Raw genomic sequence first — 12,838 nt, 5'->3', positions numbered from 1 at the left:
TGGACATTGACCCCATCAATGCAGCCAGTGAGCACACCAGTGGCCTGGACGCCACCGCCGATATCCGCTGGGGCGAACGGTTCGGCCGATTTGATTTCAGGGCGGATTACACCACGGTTTTCAGTCACAAATACCAGCAGTTTGCCGGCGACTCCGTGCAGGACGACTTGAATATCGCCTACCAGAACGAATGGCGCAGCAAGCTCAGTGGCTCGTTAAGCTGGCACCTGGATGCGCTGAGCGCCACGATAAACGGCATCCGCTATGGTCGGATTCCACAACTCGACCAGCAGGCTTATCGGTCTCCGTACACGCTGTTCAACACAAGCGTGAGTTATCAGGTAAACAGGCAGGTGGCGATCTCCCTGATCGTCAACAACATCGCCAACCGCGTGCCGGTTGACCGCACCGGCGGCTGGCCCAACTATCCGTCCAGCACATATGACATCTATGGTCGGCAGTGGTGGATCGAACTCGATTATCACTTCGGGCAGAAGTCATAGGCTGCATAGCACGGAGGTGCATGGCCCCACGCCATGCACCTCTCCGGAAGACTGGCCGTCATGAAGCCTGATATGAGGCAAGCATGGATGTCAGATTATTGTCGATCCAGGCGACGCGCTCGCATAGATAGTTCTTTAACTGCGCCACCTGCGTCGCGTACGCGCCGCCTTGATTGAAAGCACTTGGCCATCGCGCCGAATCGCGCGCCAAGGCACCGCTGGTGTTCAGGTCTTGCACCTGGCTATCGATCAGCGCATCGATCCAGTCCCCCTGCAGGGGATTGATACTCAGTTCTGCGAGCAGCAACTTCCAATAGGCCTGGACGGTCTGCTGAAATTGCGGATCTCGTATCATCACGTGCCACCAGCACGGCGACTGCCCTGCCAGGGAGAAAAGCCAACCTTCCGGACTTACATAATCGTTGGGATACCCCGAACAGGAGGCCTTGTTTCCGTAGGATTTGTTCTTGTCCCATAACGGCCCGGCAAAGCAGGTGTCCTGGCGCTTCACCATGAAGGTGCTCTTGTGATACCCGTCAGGGTCCTTGGCGATCTCGTTCAGGACGAAATACGCAGCAAATGATGCGTAATCGGTGCTGCTACGGATGGGCGGAAAATCCGATTCAGGAATCGGCGACGGTGGCGTGGATGCTACGTAATTTGAATACAGTTGGGCAAAGCGGCCAGCCCAGCCGTGGGTAAGCGTGCTGTCGATGTACCACCGGGTGAAGTCGCCCTGCTCAGCCTCGGTCAAGTCTTTCAACTCTGGCTCGTAGATCTCCACGTTCCCGGTCAACGGAGGCGACGGTGCCAGGGACAAGTATTTTGCACTGCTTTGGTTTGCCTGAATGATGGCGTAGGCCGAGCCTTGTGATTTCCAGTCCTGGGGAGCCTGCACGCGCGCGGACTCGAAGCGAATTTTGTCGAAATTCAGATAGAGGCCCTGATAAGCATCCCCCAGCGTCGATGCACTGATGTTTGACAGATCGAAGCCGGGATCGAACACGAATAATTCAAAGAACTTGTACTGCGGGGCGTATTGCCCCAATGCCCGCTGCATGGTGAAGGCCAGCACGTTTCTCAGCAAGGTGTAGTCGACGGCGCCGCAATCGTTGAAGACCCAATGCTTGCCGCCATGCTCCATGCCCAGGAAGTGGCCGGACTGTGGCTCGTGGTGCAACTTCACGCCGTACTGTTTCTTAGGCAGCGATGCGGTGGCGTCGCCACGCACATGCATCTTGCCTTTCACCTGAATCAGCACACCGGCCAGGTCACTGGCAGTAATGGGCGCATCCTGGGCTATGTCTGCGTAATGGATTTCTACCGACATATCCGACTGTGTTATCGGCAATGGCGACTCGGGTACGACGATGACGACCGGGCTGGAAAATACATCGAACGATGACGTTTTGCTCATGACACTCCCCTCTGCGTGTTATTGAACAATCAAACCGTGTTACAGGACACACCGTGGTATCTAGGCCGCTTCGTGGCGAGATATTCTCCTAGCCAGAAAATAACCAATGATGGCGCCGATCGCGATCGACACCAATGCGTAGATCGGCATCACCACCAAGGCAATGGCCGTCAAAGATTCAAAGCGGCAAACGCGCCGCAAAAGGCAGCAATACACCGACCATTACAATAAGAACGCGGGCGTAACGGAATGTCATACATGCCATCTTCATGCAAGGGCTGAAAGTCATCGTGCGGACCGGCTTGCCGGCATTCTCGCGCCGTTATTCGCCGCCGATGCAAGCTCATGATAAATCGTTGTTTTGGATGTTCCAGGCCGCACGAAATAAAAAAACAACGCTTTGGTTACATTCGCATGGTAGGGCTTTCGACGCCATGACCGTCTGAGTAAGGGCAGACCAGACCAACGCTGCGCAATGCACCGTGGGCCGAGGGGCGTCGTGCGATGTCAAACAGGGGAAAGCTCGCTTGAGATTTGCGTTCTTCGGTAATGCTTGCGGCCGATCGCCGGACTCCATGCGTCCTGGATCGGTGCCTGCATGGCTATCGCTGGCATCGAGGCGGGACGCCGCCGTGGCCGTGCCAACGATGCCATCCTCCTGTATCGGTCATTCCGGATACCTGCACCATCACTCCAAGAGAAAGTCGTTCCCTGCCGCCACGCGGCGGGGTGGAGATTCTTTCCATCACCTTGCTGGAGATCTTGCATGAAAAAAGGACAATTGAGCTTGTACGCGTGCATTGCGGCCGCCATCGCCGCTCTACCCGTCACGGCGTTTGCGCAAGCGGTCACCGCCGATGATGCAGCGCTTGCCGGTCTCAACACCGCCGAAGCGCCACGCGTAACGCAGACGGTCAACAACAATGCCGTATCGCCAATCCAGAACACGCATCTGTCGGTGGTCAACGCCATGACCGCGCAAGGCGAAGTGGCCGATTCGACCACGCTCAACCACATGCAGCTGGTATTGCGTCCGAGCGAACGGCGTCGCGTCGCGCTTGAAACGCTTATCGCGGCTCAGCATGACCCTCTCTCGCCGTTCTTCCATCACTGGCTGACACCACGCCAGTACGGCAAGTACTTCGGCGCGCTCGATACCGATGTCGCCGCGTCCGTGGCCTGGCTCAAGGCCAATGGCTTTACCGTCAACGGCGTCTACGCAAATAACACCCAGATCGATTTCAGCGGAACCGCGGCCCAGGTCAAGCGCGCTTTCCATACGCAGCTCAATCATTACACCGATTTCAACCTGGAGAACCACATCGCCAATGCCGGCGATATCAGCGTCCCGGCGGCATTGCAGGCCGTGGTGGCGGGTGTCGCGGGCTTGAACGACTTCCATCCGAAGGCCATGCGCCTGCCCACCAAGGTGGCGCAGTTCGACCCGGCGACACAGCGTTTCAAGATCCAGTCGCAGACCACCCCGACCCATGCAGCGACTGCCGCCAAGCGAGCGGTCACGCCCGATGCCATCCCCTTCAGCAATGGCGCGCGCGGCCTGGTGCCTTACGATCTGGCCAAGATGTACGGTGCCGACACCCTGCATGCGCAAGGTATCACCGGAAAGAACGTCACCATCGCGGTGGTGGAAAGCGCCTCGATGGTGCCCACGGACTGGACCAACTTTGTCGGCCAGTTCAGTCTGGGCAGCTACGGCGGAAGCTTCTCGCAGATTCAACCCCAGGCAGCCGGATTCACCAACTGCGTCGATCCGACCATCGCCCATCCCGGCCAGGACGACGGCGAGACCCTGCTCGATGCCGAGTGGTCCACGGCCCTGGCGCCCGGCGCGCACATCGTGGTTGCCAGTTGCGACGATTCCAACAGCAACAACTTCTTCGGTGGCGTGACGACCGCAGCGACCAACCTGGTCAATGGCAACAATCGCCCCAATATCATCAGTGCAAGCTACGGCTTCGGCGAAACCGACGTCGATGCGGCAAGCAAGGTGGCAATCGATCAGCTTTGGGCACAGGCCGACGCCGAAGGCATTTCGGTGTTCGTGTCCACGGGTGATTCGGGCTCCAATCCCAGCTTCAATGCCGGGTCCGTGTTCAACCTGCCCATCAATGGCGAAGGCATCAGTGCCAATGCGCTGGCCACCTCACCCAACGTCACGGCCGTGGGCGGCACCGATACCGCCGATGTGCTCGATGGCACGAGCAGCAAGTATTTCGATACCAAGCTCAACTCGGCCTACGGCTCGGTGCTTTCCTATATCCCGGAAATTCCGTGGAACCAGTCCTGCGCCAACCCGGTAGCCGCGCAAGCCAATGGCTTCAGCAGCGCACTCGACTTCTGCAAGGCCATCCTGGCCCAGGACCCCAATGGCCTTACGCTGACCTCTGAAAGTGGCAGCGGCGGACCGTCCTCGGTCGATCGCAAACCGTTCTGGCAACGCCTGGTGCGTGGCGCAGCCAACGACAATTCGCGTGATCTTCCCGATGTATCGCTGTTTGCCGGCTCGTTTGGTGGAAACACCTGGGTGATCGTGTGTAATGCCTCGTTCCCCTGCAATCCGGGCTTTACCGGCTCCATCTCGATCAGCGGCGGCACGTCGCTGGCCTCGCCGATGTTTGCAGGCATCCAGGCCCTGGTGGACCAGGGCTTGAGCCGCCACGGCCAGATCGAGAACCAGGGTAATGCAGCACCCACGCTGTATGCATTGGCCGCCGGGGAATACGGCCTGCCGTTCGGGTTTGCGCCCAGCAGCCTGGATGCATGCAACTCCGACCATGGCGCCAAGGGTAGCAACCACTGTGTCTTCCATAACATTACGCGCGGCGGCATCTCGACTCAGTGCATCCAGCAGCTACCGGATGTGGTAACGCCCGACTGCTATTTCTACGCGACAGTAACCGACTACGAACTCGACGTGGAAGGTACCCTTGTACCGGCCGGCTCCATCCAGCTCGGCCTGACCTCGACCAGCACCTCGCGTTATACGCCGGCGTATCAGGCACAGCGCGGCTGGAGTTTTGCCGCAGGATTGGGTTCGGTTAATGCAGGCAACCTGCTCACGGCCTGGAAGTCGTTCAACCGGCCATGGTGGTAAGTCACTGATAGCGACGGCACATCGAACCCCCGAGCGCATGCCCGGGGGTTCTTTTTTAAGCTTGCAATGCCGGTCAACCTGATTGATAGATAGCCCCCACAATACCTCCACTGAAGGAGGTGGCACTGACCAGGCGCAGATCTGCCGGCTTGTTCAAGGCGGTGAAGAGCGGCAGCCCCTGGCCCAGGATAACCGGGTGGATCGCAAGTCGATATTCGTCGATCAGCCCGGCAGCCACGAGGCTGCGAGCGAACCGTGCTCCACCATGGGCCAGGATGTAGCTTCCCGGCTGCTGCTTGAGCGCGAGGAGTTCCTCGGCAAGATCGCCACTGGCCACCATGGGCTCGGCCCAGGATTGAAGAACCGAGTTCGACGGCAGGAGACCTTCCCGTGGGCGCTCTGCTTGCGTGCCGTCTTTGAGTGGACGCCTGGAGAAGATGGCTTTGGGCGTCTGGTTCATGGCAGGCGCCATCGGCGTATCAGCAAAAGGCCAGAACGCCGCCATCGTGTAATAGCTGCCGCTACCCATGATGTGCAAGCCGGCGCCATGGAGGGTATCGATGACCCACTCCCTCGAATCGCTGGTCGATGTCTTGAATACCCAATCGATCTCGCCGCCTATACCGGCGACGAACCCGTCCAGCGACATGGCCATTCTCAAAACCAGCTTTCGTGTTGCTGCTGCGGTAGCCATGATGATTCCTCCAGCCATTGACGATTTTTGGCTGCTCATGGATCAAGACGAACAGCCATCGCGCAACTCGACACCCCGGACGCCCATGCAGGACGGGTTGCTGCGCAGTGTCTGGCTGGGAATGGCTCGAAGGCAAGCCAGTATGGGGCCTAAGCCACCTTCAAGGCCTCCTGCTATGAGGGAGCATGCGCACAAACCGAACTGCCCGATAGACAGCTATCGTTCCCCAAAACGGTCCTTGGCGGCGTCCGAGGCCGGCGTGAACAAGCTGACGAGATTGCCTTCAGGGTCACGAAATTGCGCGGTCTTATTGCCCCAAGGCATCAACTTGGGCTCATGCACGACGTTGACGGCATCCTTCAATCGCTCAAATTGCGCATCGACATCATCAACCCGTAGTTCGATGATGGATGAGCGATTGGCCCTGGGCTCGGCGCTTCCCTCCTTGAATAACAACACGGTCTCGGCACTGCCCAATGCGATCACTGCCCCCTCGGTGACGATCTCGGCAAACACTGGGGCCAGCCACTGGGCCTTTTGTTCGGTCACCTGCTCGTAGAACGCCGCCATGGCCTGGATGTCTTCCACAATCAGGCGGGTCGATGCGAATTTCATGAAATTTCCTGAAAATTGATCACGTCGTCAGCTTGAGCGGTCGCTACTGACAGCGTCCTGTCAGCAGGCAAAATGTGACGGCAAAATCATCATCGCTACAGGAGCCCAGCGCATAACGGCCTACGGCCCTATTCGGCGCGTGTCAGGCCTGCGGAGAAAATGCTGATAATCCCGCATCAACGATTGTTGCCCCTGGCATCAGGCATTCCCCCGGAAAGACAAATCCTTATCTCGCAAGGATATCCGGGCTTTGTGCCGCAAATAACGAGACTGAAAATCGATAACCTTGTGCGTTCTTGATGGCGATTTCAGGGAACCCCAAAACTCTCTCATCTCGCGTCTCGGCGCAGGTCGAGCGTAAGTGACTTGGCTTCGATGGAGCTGGAGGCGCTAGATTCCAGCCCTGCCCCCCTTCTGAGGATTCGCCGGAATAACGAATGCGACGAGAGGATTTTTTAGAGTCGTCCTTTAGAAACCCACTAATGATGATAATCAAATTCAGCTTCGCACTGATGCAAATAACGAATGCCTAAGAGGATCATGAAAAGGGACCCATGGCATAATTATTCCGATCGTCTGCTATTCCAAGACGAGTTCCACGGGTTGGGCTCTTATGGCTAGCGAATCGGAGGTTTCTGTTCATGCAGGAAGTGACCCAGGAAGTCGCGCAGGATTCACTCAAGACCACTGCTGGCCCCAGCGCGGAAACCCACCATGCATTGAAGTCAAAGGGTATGGCAGACACGGGAGCCGAGCCCTCGGCGATCGCCCAACTGGCCAACACCAATGAGCGCGCGATCGCCCAGCGAAAAGCCATAGAAGCTGTCAATGGCAGTCACAAGGTACTTCAACAACGTAAAGCTTCCAGCGTGATGAGCCCCCTGCAAGATTCTGGCGTTGCCGTACAGCGCAAAGAATCCGGCTCGGAACCACCGGTCCAATCCGCGGCTACCACCGATAATCGCACCGGATTACCCGCTCAACTTAAATCGGGCATTGAACAGCTCTCAGGGCATTCGCTTGATTCCGTGCGGGTGCACTACAACTCGTCCGCCCCTGCGCAACTTCAAGCTCTCGCATATGCTGAAGGCAATCACATTCATCTTGGCCCTGGACAGGAACGCCACCTCCCACATGAGGCCTGGCACGTCGTACAGCAGATGCAGGGCCGAGTGAACTCGACGCGACAAATGATGGGCACGCCGATAAATGACAATCCTGCATTGGAACGAGAAGCAGACATCATGGGTGCCAAGGCCCTTAATTTTTCGGGCAAGGATCAAACGACCGTACTACAGCGGCGCGCGCAAGGCACGGGTGTCGTGCAACGCCTCGCGGGCATGGAAGTAGAATTGCGTATCCCGTTTTATGACAATCTTCATGGCATTGGGATCAGCAACGCCAACTTCGTTTCCGTAAATCGAGCCGCCCTCGGAGGCGGAGACCGACGCGCCATCGTCGATTTCCTCTATGGCGGCCTGCAATATGGCATGAGCTATGGGGCAGTAGCCGGCGAATACGATATTTCCGCCGATCATACGGGCTGGCGCCGAACGCATAGCGCACTACGCAATCATATCAATTCGCTGCATATCGCCAATGCGCAAGGCAAACCCCAGATGACCAATCTGGAGTACCGAACCAAGGCCATTGAAGAACGCAACCAGGACTCGCAAGCGCGTATGCAATCGATCGCTGGCCACGTCAAAGCTCATGCTCAAGACGCCGCGACCAAAGCGAGAAGCGGAGCCAGGCAAACGCTAAGCTCTCCCGTGGGCGCCCAGTTCACCGGTATTCCCGTTGGACCGTTGAGACAACTCCTGCAAGGCGACGCCACCGGCCTGAACTTGCTCGATCAAATGAATAACGCACTTGATCCCTCGCTTTATTTTCAGACTACCGTTGGCACCTTGCCCACAGAAGTCGGGGAACTGTTCAATCAAGCTGCTGCGGATATCGAAGCGGACAATCCAGGAAATGCCAATCTCAACAAGTTAGCGAAATCGACCTTGCTCCGCCAAGCAGTCGCGGGGGCTACCCAGGCGATGGCACACGCCGATAGTGCGGCCGTGCGCGCCTTGTTGTCCCCCGGCGATCGTAGAGCCATTACGGGCTGGTTGACTCTGGTTGCACAGACATTTCTTGCTTATCAACTGGAAACAAGCGACGTTCGCTACTACACGGATAATAACGCTCGCCTGCGTGCCAGAGGCGGCACGACAAAGAATCTTCTTCCGTACCTCAACAAGACCGCCTATGCGAATACGTTGGGCGCACTTCCAGCTACAGCCAGGCCCGACGTCAACGGACCCAATCGTGCAGCTTGGCGACCAATGCTTGATCGATTCAACGATATATTCACTGCGGATATCGACATGCTTGCTCTTGTGGGGGCAGTTGACCACGTCGGTCAGAATTATCATGATAAAAACGGCAACGTGCTTGGCGTGGTAGCGCATAACGGCATCTTCGCCAATAGCCAGACCCCCACAGACTGGTTGCGCGGCCTGCTTCTAAATCAGCCGGCTGGAGACGTGCATATTACGACAGGCAACGGATTGAATCTTGATGCAGGACAAGAGCATCTATCGCCGCCGCTGACGGTGGCAGGCCAACAAGCCATTCCACTTGAAGATCGCGCCTCGCAAAGCAAGCAAAGCTTTGGTGATAGCCATGACATCGATCATTTAGATGCGACGTTGATGCGCGCATGGAACACCGCCAAGTCCAGGCGTATGTCATCTACCTCGGTGATCGCCGAATATGCTGCTTTGCGCACTGTTGTAAACAACAAGCTCGACGCTTATGGGAATTTGCACACCTTGCTACCTGCACTAGGACAGCGCAAGCTGCGCTTTGACGCCATGCCCGGTCACCTGGCGGCAGCAGATCACACGTCGCTCGATCTCTATACGAAACTTGAGCAGCTAAATGGCGAAATCGACGTATGGAGAGCCGCATTGACCAACAAGAGCATAGCGCTGTCTTTGATTCGTCCCCTGCTTCAAAAGGCTGGCTGGTCGACCAAGGGCAAGACACTGTTTGGCACCAAACTGCCGGATGGCATTGAGCAAATGCGCCAGGAATTGGCAAACGGCAATGCCCCTGATGCCACCCTGGACAACCTGCGCAACATTGCTCTGACCAAGAATGGTGGTACACGCGCCCAGGTCGTTGCAGACATGTACACCCTGGCAGCCCAGGTGCCTGCATGGATGGTTGCAGGCGGAGCTGCCAATTGGAATCTTTTTGTGGCCAGCTACAACGCGATCGATGGTGCAGTCTAGTGAAAGGCCGTGACGGCCATCGTGACGGGCGCCATCGGCGACAACGCCGACGATCAACTGTATCCTGGTGGGAGCACTGCGCGTGATGCTTGAGCGCGGCCTGACCATGTGCCCCGATAGCCGACTCCATAACGATGCGCCGGCGGTGTTCTATCGACACCTGGGTGTGTTCAAGTGGGACCCGAACATGAAGGAAAGCACAGCCGTCGTCGTCAAACAGATCGATGCCCTGACCCGCAAGATGCGTTGATACGGGATGCCAAGGGCAATCCGCCAGGGTAATCCAGTTGCCGGCATGGCTGTTTCGATGCCCGATTTTCCAGAAGACGCTCACATTACCTATTTTCTTGAGATTATGGATCTTGCCTCAAGATCTTTCGACATGAACTCCATCCTCGATTTCAGGCAATCGTTCCAAGTGCCTGCCCGCCTATGCTAGTTTCGACAGGCCGCATGTCGCGGCCTACTCGACGGGTACTCTTATGGAACAGCAAGAAGCTGTAGTGCATGTACATGATGAGGGCGTGAGTGAAGTAAACAGCTTTGGCGTGCAGATCGAGACACCGATGCCCAAACACGTAAAGACCAAGAAGCAAACCTGGAAGCTGCCTATTCCTGGCGATATCGCCGGGCATGGCCCCTGATACTTCGGCATTTCCCGGACAACGGCGACAAGCTGAGTTCCGGTTTGCATGAACATGAAGGCCGCCTTATGACAGAGGCGGCCTTCATGCATAGAGGGCCATTTCATGCTCAAGGCTGATATCCGTCTTTACGATCTTGCTCAAGGCGCCACACGGAGAGATGACTCCGTCGTATTCGGGGAAAGCCACATCGCTCCTCATCCTCACCGGATGCTTGAAACGTTTTTTGTACGTACGCGCGAACAGTGGTTCATGACGGTGCGTGAACGACGCGCGGGGATACAGCCCAATACGACGCTGCCGAGCGACGATGTCGACGAACAGACATTCAGCGTACTTTATCGAGAATGCCTGCTTTGGCCACTCGACTATGTGATGATCGAAGCGGCGCAGGAAGGATGCCGTATGAAGTTGCGTGCCGGCGTGCTTGGTACGGTGCCGATCTATATCAAATCCTTCGGCGACACGATCAAGCTCTCATGGGAGCCGAAGGATTTGTTGCACGGCTCGTCGTTGATCGATGCCGAGATGATGAGTCGTCGCCTAGCCTTGCAATCAAGCTATTCGGCGCGCCAACTATGCGCCGGCATCACGATGCTTACCGAACGCTCGGTGCTCTATGCCGAGCCTGGCAGAATCACCCATCGCTACCCCACGGCAGTCGACGAAACCGAGCCCTCGCCACTGCCCGAAGCGCTGGACCCGTTGAAGGCATTCGGTGAACGACTGGCGCGCACCGTGACCCTGCGTCCCGCAGACCAGGCGCAGATCTGCACGGAACTTAGCGGCGGCATGGATTCGGCATCCGTTGCCTGTGCCCTGGCTCAATCACATGGCTCAGTGCCAAGCCTGGGCATCCTGCTCGACGGCCCTGCGCGCCAAGGCCAGGAGCAACGCCGCGACCGAATGATCGACCGGCTCCGATTACGCGATCACACCGTGGAGATGGCGCGATATATGCCGAAGATCAGCCTGGAGCCAGACGCCGAATCCATTCCACGGTTTTATTGGGATTATTATCTTGGCGCGTCCCTGCCCCTGTGGCGCCAGGCACACCAGCAAGGGGCAGATGTACTTTTTACGGGCATTGGCGGAGACGAATTATTTCCGTTCTACAGCAACGAAGCACAACCATCCCATATCGCCGCCTGGCACCGGGATACCCGCAGGTATATCGAATCGTTGCTGACACCTGGCGCCTGGAATGCTGCCAACGGCATGCACAGCTTCGATGCTCCGGCCAGCCCCGTACCGGCGACGGCACTGCTGGCACACGCCTCCCGCACTCCAGACATGCTTCGCGAGGGCTTGTGGCCCATCAACCCGCTGAGCGACCCAGGAATTGTCGCACTGTGCCACCGCCTGCCCCATGGCGATCGGCAGGGCCGGGCCATCATGCGGCGATATCTGGATAGCCGCCTGGGCGAAGGCATGTTCTGTGGCCATTACCTGAAGGAAAGCTTTTCCTCCGTGCTGCCCGATGCAATTGCCAGCAATGCCCATGCCATTGCCAAGCAGTTGGACAACTGTGCGCTCGCCGATCTGGGCCTGGTCAGGCGCGAGGCAGCACTTCAATTGCTTCAACGGGTCGTGTCCACCCGCGAGGAAATACCGACCGCAGTATTGGCCTCGTTCCTTTGGCTGGAGCGCCTGACCCGACAGGTGACCTGACCCACCACCTAGCGTTTGAGCTTTGATGCCATGCTCGCCTCGCATTGCGGCGCAGACATGGCGGCGCTATGGTGCGCGACATCCCATCGGTGCACCCCTGGGCCGCGACACCATGATAATCGGGAGATTTAATAGGAATTCGTAGCAACTATCCCAACTTCCATCCATGCAAGGGAGCGGTCATGACACGCGTTACCGGTATCGGCGGCATCTTCTTCAAGGCCAAGGACCCCAAAACCCTTGGAGCCTGGTACAAAACACACCTGGGTATCGATGTGCAGCCCTGGGGTGGCGCTGCGTTTCGGTGGAATGGGCCAGATAATCCCAATGGCGTTGGCACCACGGCATGGAGCTTGTTTTCCGAGGACACCTCCCATTTTGCGCCGAGCACGGCGCCTTTCATGATCAATTACCGGGTCGCCGATCTCGATGCCCTGCTTGCCTCGCTGCGCGCTGAAGGCGTGCAGGTTGACGACAAGGTGGATGAGTCGGAGTTCGGTAAGTTCGGCTGGATAGTCGATCCCGAAGGCAACCGGGTAGAACTCTGGCAGCCGCCCGCAGGCAAATAAATCGACCGGAATGGTCCGAAATTTTCTCGGTGCACTTTTCCTCAAAGCGACGTCTCTGATTGTTGTTCACATGCAAGGCATAGCCTGATGTATCGCGGAAACGACCGGGCGATCCCGCGCTAACACAACTATGCAAATCAGGTCATGCCTCGCGTGTCAAGATGCCAATGGCTGGTAGGCGGCGCAGTTTGCCAGTGTGTAACAATCGGGAGCATCCAGTCGCACGGCGAGAGGCCAAGCCACTCAAGCGGCAAACTCACCATCGACCAGGGCATGGGCGGTGGTTTGTCGAAGAGCATCTATCCGGCAAGCCACCCAGGGAC

The 12,838-nt window shown here is 57.5% G+C and carries 9 protein-coding genes and 1 pseudogene; 7 read left to right on the top strand and 3 right to left on the bottom strand.

The annotated features are described in order from the left end of the window. The coding region (locus VF436_RS08090; protein ID WP_330903498.1) for a TonB-dependent receptor domain-containing protein at window positions 1-503 on the top strand (503 nt) is incomplete at its 5' end. Between the two features lie 58 nt (window positions 504-561). On the opposite strand, the gene VF436_RS08085 is transcribed toward VF436_RS08090, so the two are convergent. After that, window positions 562-1,920, bottom strand: a complete 1,359-nt coding sequence (locus VF436_RS08085) for a CotH kinase family protein (RefSeq protein ID WP_330903497.1) — start codon at window positions 1,918-1,920, stop codon at window positions 562-564. A 766-nt stretch (window positions 1,921-2,686) separates the two neighbouring features. Here VF436_RS08085 and VF436_RS08080 point away from each other — a divergent pair. Continuing rightward, window positions 2,687-5,035 (top strand): S53 family peptidase, encoded by a 2,349-nt coding sequence (locus tag VF436_RS08080; RefSeq protein ID WP_330903496.1) that lies wholly within the window; start codon window positions 2,687-2,689, stop codon window positions 5,033-5,035. 73 nt (window positions 5,036-5,108) lie between these two features. On the opposite strand, the gene VF436_RS08075 is transcribed toward VF436_RS08080, so the two are convergent. Together VF436_RS08075 and VF436_RS08070 are read right to left on the bottom strand one after the other, a co-directional pair. After that, window positions 5,109-5,729, bottom strand: a complete 621-nt coding sequence (locus VF436_RS08075; protein ID WP_330903495.1) for a dihydrofolate reductase family protein — start codon at window positions 5,727-5,729, stop codon at window positions 5,109-5,111. A gap of 216 nt (window positions 5,730-5,945) precedes the next feature. Further along, window positions 5,946-6,344 (bottom strand): VOC family protein, encoded by a 399-nt coding sequence (locus tag VF436_RS08070; RefSeq protein ID WP_330903494.1) that lies wholly within the window; start codon window positions 6,342-6,344, stop codon window positions 5,946-5,948. A 641-nt stretch (window positions 6,345-6,985) separates the two neighbouring features. Between VF436_RS08070 and VF436_RS08065 the strand changes: the two genes are divergently transcribed. The 5 genes and pseudogenes from VF436_RS08065 (at window position 6,986) to VF436_RS08045 (ending at window position 12,515) form a co-directional block, all read left to right on the top strand. Then, window positions 6,986-9,631 (top strand): DUF4157 domain-containing protein, encoded by a 2,646-nt coding sequence (locus VF436_RS08065; RefSeq protein WP_330903493.1) that lies wholly within the window; start codon window positions 6,986-6,988, stop codon window positions 9,629-9,631. A 52-nt stretch (window positions 9,632-9,683) separates the two neighbouring features. Next, a pseudogene (locus tag VF436_RS08060) lies at window positions 9,684-9,872 on the top strand (hypothetical protein); the annotation flags it as partial. A gap of 241 nt (window positions 9,873-10,113) precedes the next feature. After that, window positions 10,114-10,275: a hypothetical protein gene (locus VF436_RS08055; protein ID WP_330903492.1), complete on the top strand. Its 162-nt coding sequence runs from the start codon at window positions 10,114-10,116 to the stop codon at window positions 10,273-10,275. 210 nt (window positions 10,276-10,485) lie between these two features. Then, window positions 10,486-11,946: an asparagine synthase C-terminal domain-containing protein gene (locus VF436_RS08050; protein ID WP_330903491.1), complete on the top strand. Its 1,461-nt coding sequence runs from the start codon at window positions 10,486-10,488 to the stop codon at window positions 11,944-11,946. Between the two features lie 182 nt (window positions 11,947-12,128). Then, entirely contained in the window at window positions 12,129-12,515 is a 387-nt protein-coding gene (locus VF436_RS08045; RefSeq protein WP_330903490.1) for a VOC family protein, read from the top strand. Window positions 12,516-12,838: the final 323 nt, after the last annotated feature.

The organism is Dyella sp. (assembly GCF_036384435.1).
Classification (GTDB): domain Bacteria; phylum Pseudomonadota; class Gammaproteobacteria; order Xanthomonadales; family Rhodanobacteraceae; genus GSA-30.
The sequence above is the reverse complement of the archived record's forward strand: the minus strand, read 5'-3'. Positions and strand labels throughout refer to the sequence as shown.